This window comes from Streptohalobacillus salinus (genome assembly GCF_003201605.1).
GTDB classification, from domain to species: Bacteria; Bacillota; Bacilli; order Bacillales; family Amphibacillaceae; genus Streptohalobacillus; species Streptohalobacillus salinus.
In genome coordinates, this window is record NZ_QJJR01000016.1 from 40,529 (window position 1) to 56,659 (window position 16,131).

At 41.3% G+C, this 16,131-nt stretch carries 14 protein-coding genes; 5 read left to right on the forward strand and 9 right to left on the reverse strand.

From position 1 onward, the window contains the following. Positions 1-67 precede the first annotated feature (67 nt). Both DES38_RS10745 and DES38_RS10750 read right to left on the reverse strand, forming a co-directional pair. On the reverse strand, positions 68-742 hold the full coding sequence (locus tag DES38_RS10745) for an NAD(P)H-dependent oxidoreductase (protein ID WP_110252110.1): 675 nt from the start codon (positions 740-742) through the stop codon (positions 68-70). 81 nt (positions 743-823) lie between these two features. Continuing rightward, positions 824-2,530 (reverse strand): ABC transporter ATP-binding protein, encoded by a 1,707-nt coding sequence (locus DES38_RS10750; protein WP_110252111.1) that lies wholly within the window; start codon positions 2,528-2,530, stop codon positions 824-826. A 124-nt stretch (positions 2,531-2,654) separates the two neighbouring features. On the opposite strand from DES38_RS10750, the gene DES38_RS10755 reads away from it, so the two are divergent. From DES38_RS10755 to DES38_RS10765, 3 genes are read left to right on the forward strand one after another with little or no spacing between them, the layout of a single operon-like run. Next, positions 2,655-4,067: an ABC transporter permease gene (locus tag DES38_RS10755; protein WP_245882009.1), complete on the forward strand. Its 1,413-nt coding sequence runs from the start codon at positions 2,655-2,657 to the stop codon at positions 4,065-4,067. 16 nt (positions 4,068-4,083) lie between these two features. Continuing rightward, positions 4,084-5,562 (forward strand): ABC transporter permease, encoded by a 1,479-nt coding sequence (locus tag DES38_RS10760; protein WP_245882010.1) that lies wholly within the window; start codon positions 4,084-4,086, stop codon positions 5,560-5,562. A gap of 41 nt (positions 5,563-5,603) precedes the next feature. After that, positions 5,604-7,400, forward strand: a complete 1,797-nt coding sequence (locus DES38_RS10765; RefSeq protein ID WP_110252114.1) for an ABC transporter substrate-binding protein — start codon at positions 5,604-5,606, stop codon at positions 7,398-7,400. A 180-nt stretch (positions 7,401-7,580) separates the two neighbouring features. On the opposite strand, the gene DES38_RS12200 is transcribed toward DES38_RS10765, so the two are convergent. Continuing rightward, positions 7,581-7,712 (reverse strand): hypothetical protein, encoded by a 132-nt coding sequence (locus tag DES38_RS12200; RefSeq protein ID WP_281267689.1) that lies wholly within the window; start codon positions 7,710-7,712, stop codon positions 7,581-7,583. A 189-nt stretch (positions 7,713-7,901) separates the two neighbouring features. Then, positions 7,902-8,645, reverse strand: a complete 744-nt coding sequence (locus tag DES38_RS10770) for a sulfite exporter TauE/SafE family protein (protein WP_110252115.1) — start codon at positions 8,643-8,645, stop codon at positions 7,902-7,904. Between the two features lie 236 nt (positions 8,646-8,881). On the opposite strand from DES38_RS10770, the gene DES38_RS10775 reads away from it, so the two are divergent. Further along, complete coding sequence (locus DES38_RS10775; RefSeq protein WP_110252116.1) at positions 8,882-10,528, forward strand: DUF2075 domain-containing protein; 1,647 nt, start codon at positions 8,882-8,884, stop codon at positions 10,526-10,528. Further along, complete coding sequence (locus DES38_RS10780; protein ID WP_110252117.1) at positions 10,525-10,866, forward strand: nucleotide pyrophosphohydrolase; 342 nt, start codon at positions 10,525-10,527, stop codon at positions 10,864-10,866. The genes DES38_RS10775 and DES38_RS10780 overlap by 4 nt, the downstream gene beginning before the upstream one ends. A 98-nt stretch (positions 10,867-10,964) precedes the next feature. Here the strand turns inward: DES38_RS10780 and DES38_RS10785 are convergent, their stop codons facing one another. From DES38_RS10785 to DES38_RS10805, 5 genes are all read right to left on the reverse strand, one after another. Then, positions 10,965-12,851, reverse strand: coding sequence for an ABC transporter permease (locus tag DES38_RS10785; protein WP_110252118.1), 1,887 nt, complete (start codon positions 12,849-12,851; stop codon positions 10,965-10,967). Beyond that, entirely contained in the window at positions 12,823-13,590 is a 768-nt protein-coding gene (locus tag DES38_RS10790; RefSeq protein WP_110252119.1) for an ABC transporter ATP-binding protein, read from the reverse strand. Before DES38_RS10790 ends, DES38_RS10785 begins: the two co-directional genes overlap by 29 nt. A gap of 91 nt (positions 13,591-13,681) precedes the next feature. After that, on the reverse strand, positions 13,682-14,683 hold the full coding sequence (locus tag DES38_RS10795) for a sensor histidine kinase (RefSeq protein ID WP_110252120.1): 1,002 nt from the start codon (positions 14,681-14,683) through the stop codon (positions 13,682-13,684). A gap of 2 nt (positions 14,684-14,685) precedes the next feature. Continuing rightward, positions 14,686-15,384 (reverse strand): response regulator transcription factor, encoded by a 699-nt coding sequence (locus tag DES38_RS10800; protein ID WP_110252121.1) that lies wholly within the window; start codon positions 15,382-15,384, stop codon positions 14,686-14,688. A 273-nt stretch (positions 15,385-15,657) separates the two neighbouring features. Continuing rightward, on the reverse strand, positions 15,658-16,131 hold a 474-nt coding region (locus DES38_RS10805; protein WP_146206379.1), incomplete at its 5' end, for an HAD-IC family P-type ATPase.

The following is a 16,131-nucleotide window of genomic DNA, read 5'->3' on the forward strand; positions in this document are numbered from 1 at the left end:
TATTTCTTAGCCCGCGCAACAGCTGCTTTTGATTCGTTAGCATAAATTGACTGATCCTCTTTATGCGTTACTCGACCCATTGAACAACATCAGTTACTGGCCGACGTGTTTTTGGATAAGGCACATTTACTCGGTAGCCAAAAGCAACCATCACCGATACTGTGAAGTTACCGCCGTCCAGCAAACCTTCCGCTCCCAACAACTGATTAATTTCCAGCTCATTAAACCCTTCAATCGGGCAAGAGTCTATCCCCATTTCTGCCGCTACAGTCATCATATTCGCAAGCGGAATATAGGTTTGTCGCTTTGCCCAGTCTGTTAGGTAACGGGGATCATCAAGCAGCTTAAAATCATCGCGCTGAAAATGTTCAAGCATCTGTCTAATACCACTGACTCGCTCCGGTTTAAAACCGAGCGTATCCAGATAATGCGTCTTGATGTAGTTGGCATCATAACGGACATCAGCTGCTGTCCGGGCAAGGATAATGACAAATCGACTGGCATCCATCACTTTATCTTTTGCCCCCCAAGACGTCTGTTTGATCTTTTCACGCAACGCTTTATTTTCAATCACTAAGAAACGCCAAGGCTCAAGACCAACAGAACTCGGTGATAACCGGGCCACCTCTAAAATCGTCTCAAAATCTGCTTGGTCAATCGATTTACTCGTATCAAACTGTTTGGTCGCATGACGAAACTCATGGGCATGAATCAGTGCTTCTCTTTTTTGACTATCACTCATCACTACTGAACCTCCATTTATCATTGTAGTCCCTCTAGTCTAACGAGCGAGGGACTATTTGTCACTTCACGGCCCTCGCGATTAAGTAAGTACCCAGTGCTCAGGACGTTGTTCTTCTAAAAGATTATGTTCAAACACATATGTTGATAAAGCAGCATCGTAGTGTTCAATCTTTTGGCGTTCTATCTCAGGATCAGGTACGGGCACTGCATCCAGTAACGCCTTCGTATAAGGATGAAGCGGATGATCATACAACTCTTCTGACGGAGCAACTTCAATAATTCTCCCATTATGCATCACGGCGACCCGATCACACAAGTGTTTCACCATGGCTAAGTCATGAGCGATGAATAAGTATGTCAGACCGTATTGTTGCTGTAGATCATTTAATAAATCCACCACTTGCGACTGGATCGAGACATCAAGTGCTGATAGTGGCTCATCACACACGATTAGCGAGGGATTCACCGCTAGCGCGCGAGCAATCCCAATCCGCTGTTGCTGTCCCCCAGAGAATTCATGGGGGTAACGATCCGCATGTTCTTTATCTAAACCTACTTGTTCAAGAAGCGCTTCTACCCGCTCCCGTCGTTCTTTCTTGGTCCGAGATAGCTTATGAATATCAAGCGGTTGCCCCACAATGTCCAATACTTTCATCCGTGGATTGAGCGCCGACTTTGGATCTTGGAAAATAATCTGTATATCGCGACGTAACGCTTTAAGTTCTTTCCGGTTAAAGCGATGAATCCCCATCCCTTGATAGAGCACTTCCCCTTCTGTTTGTTCCATGAGTTGTAACAACAACCGGCCGGTCGTCGACTTCCCTGAACCGGATTCACCAACAAGACCGAGGGTTTCGCCTGGCTTAATATGAAAAGCTATTCCATCGACTGCCCGAACAACTTCCCCACTTTTTAAGGTGAAGTGTTTCTTTAATCCTGATGCTTCCACAATTGCCGGGCCTTCAGCTAGATGCGTTTTGGCACGGATGGTTTTAGGTTGATTGATACGTGGAAGTGCTGCTAATAGAGCTTTTGTATAGGGGTGCTGCGGCGTTTTGAAAATGGCTGCAGTTGAGTTACGCTCAACCACTTCGCCTTCTTTCATGACAATTACCCGATCACACATCCCGGCCACCACACCAAAATCGTGTGTAATTAAAATAATACTCATATCAAATTGTTGTTGCAGCCGTTTCATTAATTGTAAAATCTGTGCTTGAATTCTAACATCAAGTGCTGTGGTCGGCTCATCTGCAATCAACAGTTTTGGCCGGCAAACGAGTGCCATCGCAATCATTGCACGTTGCAACATCCCACCGGAAAACTCGTGCGGATACTGATGGTAGCGTTCTTCCGGCGAGGTAATCCCGACTAGCGTCAACATCTCTATCGTTTCTGCCTTCGCTTCACTTCCTGATAGACCACGGTGTTTTATCACCATTTCATCAATTTGTTTCCCGATTTTCATAATCGGGTTAAAGGCACTCATCGGATCTTGAAAAATCATGCTGATTTCTTTACCTCTAATATCTTCCATCCTCTTCTTCGACGCTTGATGAAGATTTTCTGATTGATAACTGATCTGTTTTGCCTCAACCTCTGCCTGTAGGGGCAATAACTGCATAATCGCTTTGGCTGTCACACTTTTACCCGAACCTGATTCTCCAACAATACCGAGGGTTTCCCCTGGCCCTACCTGAAAGGAAATCGATTTGACGGCATCTATCGAACGATCAGTGGATTGAAAGCGAACCGAAACATTTTCTAAGTTTAGTAGTGATTTCATATACATTACTCCAATTGTAAAGTTTATAGTTTGACAAATACTGTAGACACTTCTATAATTCTCTTTAAGCTATTCTATACTAGATTACTCGGGATTATCAAGTTTAATGAAAGGAAGCGTCCTTATGACAGCTAATCAAACACATAATCGCCTCTTGACAGGTTATCAGTATGTCAACCGTTTTCCCTACTTGAGATGGATAAACTGGACGCTTGGTATACTTGTCCATCTATTTACATATCTTAGTTTTCGTTTGTTGCATCGGGGTGAAACCTATCAGGTCCAGCTAAAACAAACGATTGAACAGTTACGTACTTCTCCATTAAAGCAGGAACTCGAAGAAAAATACAGCAATCAGTACGCTAAGAAGCTCGCCTACTTCAATGAAGATGCGACTGCCACGAAAAAACAGCGGCTCATTAATAGGCAAGTCGATGATGCGTTAACACTTAAAGCTAAAACACAACTTGCGCACAAAGAAAACCAGCCGATTAGTTATCAAGATTTCTATGAAAAAAAACTAACCGAGCCACTATTCCTATGTCTGACGTTTATTCCAGGGCTACTGCTCTACAGCTTTTATTTCTTATATCATCAACCATTTTTACGGTTTGTCTTTGAACGACTCTTTTCAACCGTCTTTGTCATTATTGGTGTCATTGTCGTTGTCTTTACGATTCTTTACTTTTCTCCAACAGATGCGGCCGCAAATATTTTAGGGGAAGCAGCTACAATCGAACAACGCATTGCTTTTAATGAACAGTACGGCCTTAACGAACCGTATTGGGTCCAGTTATCTGAGCAATTAAAAGGCTTACTCACCTTTGACTTAGGTTATTCTTTTACCGGCAATGCACCAATTTTAAATGATATTCAAAATCGCTTCCCAGTCACCTTGACTGTCGCGTTTTCGTCACTCCTATTGGCAGTGGCGATTGCTGTTCCGGTCGGGATGATTTCAGCAGCAAAAGTAAATTCGTTCTGGGATTATAGCTTTATGTTTATTGCCTTAATTGGCTTATCGATTCCAAGCTTTTGGCAAGGGTTGATCTTTATTTTAACCTTTTCTATTAAAGGCAACCTCTTACCATCAAGTTACGATCCTGGTAACTGGCTCTCCTTAATTATGCCAGTTATTGTGTTAGGTACAGGCCTGGCCGCTTCCATTGCCCGGATGACTCGATCTTCGCTCCTTGAAGTTATGCATGAGGATTACATGATGACGGCAAAAGCCAAAGGATTAAATAGCCGACAAATCTTCTTAACCCACGGGTTACGTAACGCTTGGATTCCAATTCTTACTGTCATTGGTTTGCAATTTGGCGTCATGCTGGGCGGAGCTGCTGTTACGGAGAAGGTCTTTAATATTAAAGGACTGGGGAGTTATATCGTCGATAAACAATTTATTCCTGATATTCCAGCTATTTTAGCCGGGGTTGTCTATATTGCGATTGCCATTTCACTTGTTAATCTACTTGTTGATTTACTCTATGCTGTTTTAAACCCACGGATTCGCTCACAACTTAAAAATGACTAGGAAGGAGGCACGAAACATGTCGAATCAACGTTTCAAACAGAGTGACTTGTACAAACACGGTGTCTTTAGCCTCGTGGTTACAAGTGGCTTAGCGCTCGTTTTTTTATGGAATAGCATGGAGACGGACCCATTTAGTTGGAACTTAATCTTCGCCTTCTTTGCCGGTAGCTATCTTCTCGGCGCTTGTTTACAACTTGTCCTCTTAAAGCGATTAAAACGTGATTTGTTAACGGCATCGACCCTGTCAACGGGGACGAAGCGGCTGGGGATGTTGCAGCTTATTGGTTTACTTACTGGTAACATTTTTATCGCGACTTTTAGTTTTCGGTTACTGAAGAAAACCGATAGCATCAGTTATACCTTAAGCTATTATATTCTTCTGACTGATTTTCTCATTGTAGCTGTTACCCTGCTAAATCTCTTTAAGCCTTATGTTGCTAACTCTTTTCTTTTAACAACCGGGGGATTACTTGCTTTACTGCTCATCGATATAGGTTGGTTGCTTTATTTTCACCGACAAAAACAACCGCTATCCAAACGGCGTGCGCTCCTTTTTATCAGCTTTCTGATTGTGACCAGCTTGACTGGAAATATCTTCCGTTTATTACTTGCTTACACCGTGCTCTTGAATGGGGTGCTCAGTGATCGGACCAAGCGGGAACAGTGGCAGTTCTTTTGGTTGAAACTAATGCGTAGCTTTACGGCAATGATTGGCCTATTGTTCATCACCTTTATTTTGTCGCTCTCTTTAACGAGCTTTTTAACCTTCGTTGAATCGTTTGCGATTGCTAATAATTATGATCTTTTATTAGAACCGCCGTCCTTAAGCTATCCATTTGGCACTGATAACTTTGGGCGCGATGTCTTCTCACGGATTGTCTTTGGCGCACGAATATCGTTAATGATTGGGGTCTTAACCACGTTGATTCCACTTATTATCGGTGGGTTATTAGGGGCTATCGCCGCTTATTATCATGAAGCTATTGACCAAGTCATTATGCGCGTGCTTGATGCATTATATGCAATTCCTGGTATTTTACTAGCGATTGCCATTATCGCAAGTTTCGGTTCAAATACCATTAACTTAATTATTGCCTTAAGCGTCGGTTCCATTCCGATGTTTGCCCGAACCATGCGGGCCAATATATTAATGGTCAAGAACTTAGAATACATTGAAGCTGCTCGTGCGCTTGGCGAACACGACTTTATTATTTTAGTTAAACATGCGATTCCTAATGCGCTCGCTCCGATGATTGTCCGAGCAACGTTAACCATTGGCACTGCTGTCATCGCTACGAGTAGCCTTAGTTTTCTTGGGCTCGGGGTCGAACCACATATTCCCGAATGGGGAAACGTCTTACGCATTGGGAGTACGTATTTAGAAACAGAGCCTTACCTTGCCATCTTTCCAGGACTCGCCATCATTTTACTGGTGCTTTCCTTTAACTTTCTTGGTGATGGATTAAGGGATGCGCTTGATCCAAAAATTAATTAACCGTTTCAAACAGTAAGATAAACGATAAGGGGGAAAAGAAATTGAAAAAATTAGTATTAAGTAGTTTAGTCGTTCTCATGTTGGTATTAGCTGGCTGTGTTAGTACGGAGTCTGACCAAGGGGATAACGATGACGCCGAAGGAAATGGTGAAGCGCCAACCCTTTCAGTACTTGGAATGAGCACAAGTGAAGATGATTTAAATATTTTACGTGACCAACTCACGCAAACGGGTTTTAACGTGGATTTAAACATTCAACCAGACTATGGTAGCTTTGCCACGCAACGTGAAGCTGGCAATTATGATCTTGCCTTAACGAGCTGGACCACCGTAACCGGTAATCCTGATTATGCGGTTCGCTCACTCTTTACTTCTGATGGAGATAACAGTTTATTCGCAGATGAAACAGCGGATCAATTAATCAATCAAGCAAGTACAGAACTACCTGAAGACTATCAAGAGACTTATCGTCAACTTGAACAACATATTGTCTTTGATCAAGCATACATTGCGCCAATCTATGTCTCTTATAAAGCGCAAGGTGTCAATCATGAAGTACTTGATGAATCAACGGTCCGCTTACCTAAGTCTCGAGCAGCTGTTTGGGAAGCGTATGACTTCAATGATGAATCGCAGCGTGATACGCAGCCAGTCATTGTGCACCAACCCATTGGCGATTTAACCTCTCTTGATCCGATTAAAGGTAATGATGGATCAATTAACACATTAAATACAAATATGTATGTCCGTTTAGTAAACTTAACAGACGATGACCAAGTGGTCTCTGACGGGTCATTATCATACAGTCATGCGATTGCCGAAGGCAATACTGACTATTACTTCGTCTTACGCGACGATTTATCTTTTGCCGCTGTCTCTGAAGGTGAGGTCGTCAATACTGGCGAACGTGTCGGAGCTGAAGATGTGAAATTCTCACTCGACCGCGCTAGAGATCGTAACGCTGTGCCTGACCACCGGACTTACAGCTTGCATGAAAGCATGGAAACAATTGAAATTGTTGATGATGTTCGTGCACTTGACGTAACAACAGCGACTGGTGAAACAATTAAAGCAGCACTTGAGGCTGATCTCTCAACACCGATTGATAGCTTAACATCTGATAAAAATGAGGCAGCTAATGCAAATGGCACGTATCAAGTTGTCAAGGTCACAACGACCAATCCATTCCCACAAGTGCTCAACTATCTAGCACACCAGTCAGCGGGAATTGTTTCAAAAACACAAGTTGAAAGCATCAATACATTTGACGTAGAGGACTATGATGTCAATACCGATATCGCCTATGGTGATCAACGTACCGTCACTGAAGGCTCTGATTATGAAAACACCTTATACGCAAGTGGTCCTTACATTATGACAAGTAAAAATGATTATGAAGCAACTTTCGTTAAAAATCCGGGTTATATGCCTGACACTGCATACGAGCCGAACATTAACACAGTGATTGTCAGATTTATTCAAGACAGTGAAAGTGCGCTATCAAGCTTGCGTAATGGCGAGATTCACATTTTAAATGGTGTGAGTGAAACGCGTTATGACACGGTGATTGAAGATGAATCGCTTACCTTACAACAAAATGAAAGTAACGGCGTGACTTACCTTGCGATGAACACGCGTGATGGGGTACTTGCAGACAACTTAGACTTACGTCAAGCTGTTCTGAAATCGATTGACCCAGAAGCGTTTATCTCTTTCTATCAAGGCAATAAGATGGCTACTGTATCAACAGTCACACCACTTGTTGATACCGGACTTACTCACGAGGCTGATGAAGAAGAAGCGCAACGTTTATTGAATGAATGGCAACAAGATGAATGATTAAACGAAACCAGCGACAAGCCCTATTTTGATTGGGGCTCATCGCTGGTTTTTTACCGGGGAATAGCGTTGGCTATTCCCGTTTTTTTATGCTTATGGCACAGGTACATCCTCTTTCTTCCACTACCTTTTCTCTCTTTTGGATGATTCATTTTTGATCCCTTTACTTAATGTGCCTAATCACACACCGATGGATCCAATGATTGCAACAACCAATAAATCAGGTAATTTATCATGACGTACGATATAGATGATCAGTGAGCTAACTACAGCACAAATCAGAAACACTCCATCACGTTTAGTAAATGTCACAATAACCACACGCCTTTTTTATCGCTCATCCTGGCGCTTACTTCTCCCCTGAAAGGCATGAGGAGAAAGAGATAGACATTTCTCCAGCAATAAGCTTTATCGTTCGTATATTTCCCCAAGTATGTCAATTCAATGATTTTTTTCAGGCCTCTAGACAAATGATGACCAAACCCAGAACGTTTACGCATGTCACGACAGAAAGAGGTAAATAGCTGAGACCACTGTCGTAAAGAAAACCAGGGAACGGTAAGTCTTCTCCTCGATGTGATGAATAACCAAAATACCTAATCGCGTGCCGATAAAGATAACCGGCAACAATACTAGCGCTAATCGTAAGCTACTCACATCAATTGATTCCCAAATAAAGATGTGAAACGGTAGTTTAATCATATTTGTCACTAAAAAGAACCAGGCTGTCGTTGCAATCATTTTACGCTTATCAATGCGTTTGCTTAATATGTAGACAGAAAAAATTGGTCCCGCCGCATTTCCAACCATTGAAGAAAATCCACTGAGTACCCCGACCAAAGAAGCAACAAACGTTTTATTGGTGAAAGTAATTGGCCGGGTGGAGCGTTCACGATAGAACAACAGACCAATGCAGACAAGAACAATGACGCCAATCGTCCACTTGAACTGCTGATCATTGATGACGTGCCCATAGACGACACCTGCGATAACCCCAAGGAGTGTCGCTGGCATTAAATGTCCAATATCCTTAATGCTGACTTCTTTGCCATAATGCCGGACAGCAAATACGTCTCCCATCATTAACAGCAACAACATCATTCCTGCTGAAGGTTGCCCACCAAAGGTAATGGCCATAAGGACAACAACCGGAATTGTCGACCCTTGAATACCTGTTTTGGCAAAGCCAATGCCAATCGCTGCGATGATTAAGACCACCCATTCAATCCATTGATACTCCGGCATTTCTTTCACTTCCTTTTTGTTGATATAATCGCTTCACTTTTTTCTTTCAACGACAAACGGTTTACTAAATGTAACGTCTCTCGTTACTATAGCATACCTCGACGGATTGCTTAAGTGTCTCTAATATAAGCGTGTTAAAGTTAATCGCTTTTTGTTTCCTTATCGGTTTCTTCATGCATCAGGTGGTCAAGCTGTGCTATGATAAGAATGAGAATATTTGGTTAGGAGTTGCTCATATGGGAGAGATTTATTTTGAAAAACAACCCTTCACAAAAGAAGCATTAAGAAAGCTTGAGGGCCCCTTTATTGATGACTATCCAGTTGTCTATATTATTTATAGTGAGACAGGCAAGCCGACGGCTTACATCGGACAGACGGTTCATGCCAAACAACGGATGTACCAACACCTAAAAGACCCTAAACGAAAACGTTTAAACCAAATCTTAGTGATTGGTTATGAAAAGTTCAATCAATCCGCTACTTATAATATTGAATCAAATTTAATCAATTACTTTATCGCTGAGAAGAGGTACCAACTACAAAACGTTAGCCAAACAACCGTCAGTCAAATTCATAACTATTACGACAAAGCCTATTACCATCGTGAAGTGTTTAAAGACATCTGGCAAGGGTTAAAAACCAAACAGATTGTCCAGCAAGACATTGAGGTACTAGAAAATCGTGATGTATTTAAGCTCTCACCTTATAAATCATTATCCGCATCACAACTTCATGTCAAAAATGAAATTCTAGACTACTGCACGCGACATATCACACAAGCCGGCCAGCATGTCTTCTTAATTAAAGGTGAGGCGGGGACAGGAAAAAGTGTTGTCCTTAGCTCATTATTTAATACTTTACAAGACTATGCCCATGACAAAAGCTCCACGCTTTACCAGGCTGAGAATTATTTACTTGTGAATCATAGTGAGATGATTAAAACATATGAGAGCATTGCCGAGAGCTTACCTAACCTTAAAAAGAAAAACTTTTTAAAGCCAACCAGCTTCATTAATAAAGTCGACAGTGGCGCCATTAAACATGCTGATGTTGTTTTAGTAGACGAAGCCCACTTGCTTCTCAGTAAAGCTGATGCTTACAACAATTTTAATTATGATAATCAACTGGAAGAGATCATCAAACGCAGTAAGGTCACGGTCGTTATTTTTGATCCGAAACAAGTTCTCAAACTCAAAAGTTATTGGAATGACGAGACCATCCAACAGATCGTGGCCCCGTATCAGCCGAAACTTTATCACTTAACTGACCAATTCAGGATCCAAGCAAGTCAACAGGTCCCCGACTGGATTGATCAATTTATCCAGGGACGCTTTTTGCCGATTCCGAAGGAAACGGCAGGTTTTGAGTTCAAGGTATTCAAAAACGGGGAAGCGATTAAACAAGCCATCTTCGAAAAAAATGCGACGGTAGGTTTATCACGACTCGTATCGACGTTCGATTATTTACATAAAAAAGATGGAAATCAATACATGGTTGATGAGCATGGTATTAACCTACCCTGGAATCAAACAAGCGCAAAGACAACTTGGGCTGAGGAAGCCGCAACCGTAAAAGAAGTTGGTTCAATCTATACCGTACAAGGCTTTGATTTGAATTATGTTGGTGTTGTCATTGGTCCTTCCGTCCGTTATGATCACGCAACAGATCAACTCGTGATTGACCCTGCAAAATATAAAGATACCGAAGCTTACCGAAAACGTTCAGACCTAACGAAGACAGAACATGACCAATTAAAAATTAATATTATCTTAAATTCGTTGAATGTTTTAATGAAACGTGGCATTCATGGGCTTTATTTGTATGCGACCGATCCAGCACTACGCGAGAAGTTACTTGAACTTGAACGGGAGGGAAAACGATGAGTGAGGTGAAGCAGCTAATTGCTGCAATTAATGATTTTAGAGAGGCACGCGAGTGGCGACAATTTCACAATCCAAAAGATTTGGCACTGTCCTTATCATTAGAAAGTGCCGAGCTACTGGAAACCTTTCAGTGGAAGACTAGTCAGGAAGCACTTGCTACCAATCAGCAAGCAATGAAAGAAGAACTGGCCGATGTGCTTATTTACGCTTTAATGTTAGCAGATGATTTATCGCTTGACGTCACCACGATTATCCAAGAGAAACTTGATCAAAACAACATGAAATACCCTGTGAAGAAAAGTACCGGTAAAAAAGATAAGTATACGACACTCGAGTAGTGACATAACACTTTTATCCATAAGATAACCCCCTAGATATCTTTATCTAGGGGGTTATCTCTATCAAGTACTGCAATCGTGGTAATAACATCACAAAGTTAAAGGATCCGCATGATTTGTTTAAGATAAAAATGACGTGCCATTAGGAAATAGATCAATTGAATCATACCAAAACTAGCTAACACAAGTGTAGACTCCATCAGTAAATTATAGTCAAAGAAGTGTGAAAGCGCCGTTAAAGCCACAGCTCCATGCACAAGTGCGACAACAATTGGTGAAAAGAACAAGATGGCAAGTTGTTGAGTAACCACCTGTTTTAGCTCTGACTCTGTTAAGCCTATTTTAGTAATCGCTTTGAATTTCAACTTCTCTTGATCAAAGTCAGTAAATACCCGGAAGTATAAAAAGCTACCTGCGGAAACAAAAAAGACTAAACCAATAAATAAACCGATGAACAATATTGGACCATAGCCCTTTTCAATTTGGAAAATCGTATAGTCAGGAAAGTACATCCGTTGATTAGCGATTTCTTCCAGTTCCTCTCCAAGGCGTACGACCGTCTCAGTCGATAAATCACCTAGCATCCACATCGCATTTTTTTCTGTCCACTCAATATTTTCCAGTGTCCTAAACACATCGTCATGAACGACGAATGCACCATTTGGCGAATCAATCACTGGTGAACCCATCGCTGATGTCGCTTGAATTACCTCACCCGTTGACGTTGAAACCGTCTCATTTAATAGACGCTTACTTACCCTAGATCCATCACTTATCAGAACATCTGTTGGCTCGATAACGATTGCTTCTTCGGTTGTTGGTGTGACTAACTCAGCATCAATCAAGTGTGCCAAGCGATTAAAATCACTCGAACGAATAACGGATATGACTGCATCGTCACTTCCAATATTTACATATGCTAAATCCACAACTTCGTGTTCAACATCCAAGCCTTCATCTGCAAATAAGGTGTTAATGTTCTCAATATCTTGACTAACGGCTTCGGGTTCATCCCCGCGATGCGGCAAATAATTCATAGCATATGGACTCGAGTCATTTACGCCTTTCGTTATAAACGAATGGAAGCCAAATAGCGAGCCTATCGCGCTAAAGGCGACCGTAGAAATCATTGCTACCATGAAAAAAGTTCGTGCATTATCTTTTAACCGGTATGATAAGTCCGAAAACAACAACAGATTTGTTTTTCGCCAAAAGATAAACCGGTTTTTCTTTAATAAGCGTACAACATACACACTAAGTTGCGTATAGAAAAAGTAAGTGCCAATCATCACGATAATCACCACAGGGACAAGGGCAATAATAACCTCAGTCCCTCTTACCATCAGAGCTATTATATAACCAGTGATTAATAATATTGCTCCTAGAAGTGATAATATCCAATTTGATTTTGGTTCACCTTTAGAGCGCACATTGCCTTTTAATAAATCGACCAGCTTTGTGGTCCGAAGAATAAACGCAACAAATAATGAAATGAATAGAAATAACAACGTAAAACTTGCTAGTGTTATTAGAATTGCTTGTATTGGGAAGTAGAAATACAAAGACTCCTCAATGATTAAAACGTTTTCTGCCACTAATAATATTGCTTTAGCAAATAACAGGCCTAAACTAATTCCACCTATAGTTGAAAAGACACCAATGATTATATTTTCAAAAAAAACCATCGCTTTAATTTGTCGATTCGATGCACCCAGCATCATTAAAAGACCGAACTCTCTCTTCCGTGATTGCAAGAAGCTACTCATCGAATATAAAATACAGAAAAAGGAAAACACATAAATAATCGCGCCCGCAGTTAGAATACCCGTAATCACATTTGGGTTAATCCCTGTAAATGCAGGATGAAAAGCAAAGAGCAAAAAAGTGAAAAAAACCATCACGGTAAACATACTGCTTAAGAAATAAGCAATATACAACCGTTTATTCCGCATTACATTAAGGTAGGCGAATCGACGAAAGCTCATTTGCGTCGCCCCCCATCAATGACAGCATATCGATGATTTTCTGAAAGAAAGCTTGGCGATTATCTCCACGGTTAATTTCAGCATGGAATTTACCATCACGAATAAAAACGACGCGATTAGAATAGCTTGCTGCTTGCGGGTCGTGCGTCACCATCAATAAGCTTGTTTTCTCCTCTTTATTTAGGTCCATTAAGAGTTCCATAACATCTTTTGAGGCTTTTGAATCTAAATTACCTGTTGGTTCATCAGCAAGTAAGAGAGAGGGATCATGAATCATTGCTCTAGCAATTGCAACCCGTTGCGCTTGGCCGCCGGAGATTTCATAAGTTCGTTTCGTCATCATTTCACTGATGCCAAGGCGTTTCGCAATCGCTGCCGCTTTCTCTTTCATTTCTCTTACCGGCGTCCCTTCTAAAGTGAGCGGTAAAACAATATTCTCTTCAACCGTCAAGGTGTGTAGTAAGTTAAAGTCTTGAAAAACAAAGCCTAACGCCGTTCGCCTAAAGGTAGCTAATTCATGCTTACTTAAGCTATGGGGCTCTTTATCGTCTAGATAGATCTTTCCAGTCGTTGGGTGGTCGTTTGTTGAAATAAGATTCAACAGTGTCGTCTTTCCGCTCCCAGATGGGCCCATAATCGCTACAAACTCTCCGCTCTCTACTTCCAGGTCAATATCTGTTAAGGCGCGGTACTGTACTTTTCCTTCATATATTTTACTTACTTTATTCAACGTCAACATCATACCTTCTCCTTTATAACTTTCGATTGGTTACTCATTTAAGTATACGAAACGCTAACTAAACAAACCATCGAAATAGCTTTCAAGGACCTTACACTTGTGTAAGGTTTTGCGTTTCTGAGAAGATTAACGTGACCATTGTACCTTTACCTACTTCAGAAGTCAGGCGAACACCGTGCTCAAGTCTTTCAGCCACTTCTTTTACGAGATACAATCCCATACCCGTGGATTCTTTAAAAATCCGCCCGTTTTCACCGGTGAAAAACTTATCAAAGACACGTTTTTGATCTGAGACAGGGATACCTACCCCGTAATCACGAACACGAAGGTGTACTTCGTGATGCTGCTCTTCGATGTTAATCTCAATCGTATCATGATGATTAGCTGAATATTTCACCGCATTCAATATAAGCTGTGACAAAATAAAAAACAACCACTTCTTATCGGTGGTCACCTTAAATGCTTGTTTATCTGCCGTAAGTTTCGGGTAAATCCGGTGACGTATATAATACCGTCGGTGTTCCTTATTAACCGCATGAACCATAGCGATTAAGTTGACTGACTCAATTTGAAAATCTTCTTCGATTGTTCGTAACCTTGCTGAATATAAAACGGTTGATAACCCTTGACGCATGCGGTCAACTTCTTCCCGAATACTTGATGACTCAGGTTCGTCAAGTTCTTCTGCCGCTAAAGTTAATACCGATAACGGTGTTTTCATTTGATGAACCCAGCGATCGATAAATAGCAAGTGTTCCATTTGTTGCGTTTCTAAATCAGCGATTTCTGCTTGATAGATGCGGTATTGGGACACTAACAGTTGATTTATACTTAAAGCTAATGGCGTAAATCCTGTTGGTTCAAGTACCTCCTCCAACTGTTTAAGTGGCACAGAAAGTTGATGATACAACTGTTTTCGACTGAAATAGCGATAAACTATAAAAGCAGTGAAAAAGACTAACAGCAGCAAATTAATATAAAGCAAGACCCCCGTATTATCAAACCCAGCTAATAGCAGTAAACTTGATAACGTCACGTGCTGCAACAACTGAAAGCAAACAAATCCGAGATGTTCTCTAAAGAATATTGCCATCGTTAATCATCCTTCCAATTTACAACAAGTCGGTAACCACTTCCACGAATTGTTTCAATAACATCATTCAATCCCAAATGTTGAAGTTTTTTTCGCACGCGGGTCACATTTACGTTTAATGTGTTCTCATCTACATACGTTTCATCATCCCATAATTTCTCAAGTAAATCTTGGCGACTTTTCACCCGCGGATAACGCTCAATCAACGCTTCAATAATGGCAGATTCTTTCTGTGTAACGTGAATTGTCTCACCACCGAACCTCACTTCAAAACGTTCAGGAAATAAGACAAGTCCTGAAATGCTAACCTCACGTTCCTTCCCACTCAAGGCATATTCCCCATAAGCGCGACGCAGATGGGAACGAATTTTAGCGATGACCACATCAGGATGAAAGGGTTTGGTAATGTAATCATCCCCTCCATTCTCAAGCGCCATCACCTGATCCATCTCTCCTGTACGTGCTGACAGAAATAATACAGGACAAATCGAGGTTTTGCGAATCTGGCGGCACCAATAAAAACCATCATATTGAGGTAAATTAATATCTAATATTACCAGGTCAGGCATTGCGCTATTAAACGTAGTCAATACATCGTCAAAGTTCTTCTGAACAATTACCTGATAATTATATTTTTCAATACACGTTCGTAAATAATTCGCGATTTTTTCATCATCTTCTACAATCATAATTTTCTTCATTTTAGTCATCCTCTTGACTCATTTTTTGGTACCTCTCTTCCTTTCATCTTATCATACTGCATTAAGCTTTGTGATTATCTTCTGCTTCATTTGTCTACCTTTCTCAATCCGCTGATGTTTTTTAAAGGCAATGACCGCATGCATTGTATAACGACACCTTCATAGCTATATTCAACCAAGTGAACGCTATGTTTAATACCCACGCATAACAATTGCTCACACAGAAAAAAAAGAAGCACATCCACTAAACTTCTGGATGTACTTCTAATTGGATTATGCTTTTAACAGCCGTGCGTTAACCGCGACAATGACTGTACTTAAGGACATTAAGACCGCGCCTACGGCTGGACTTAGGATAATGCCGATGGGCGCAAGCACCCCGGCCGCTAACGGTAAGGCTACAATATTGTAACCCGCTGCCCACCACAGGTTTTGAATCATTTTCCGGTAGGTTGCTTTTGATAGTGACAAGATCGAAACAACATCGTTGGGATCACTTTTGACTAAGACAACATCAGCCGTTTCCATCGCAACGTCAGTCCCGGCACCAATCGCAATCCCTAAATCCGCATTGGCGAGCGCTGGGGCATCATTGACACCATCGCCAGTCATGGCGACCTTCAAGCCTTGTTGTTTGATCGCTTTAATTTTTTCTGCTTTTTCGTGCGGTAACACTTCCGCAAAGACGTCATCTAAACCTAACTGTTCAGCTACCCAATCGGCAACTTGTTGGTTATCACCAGTCAG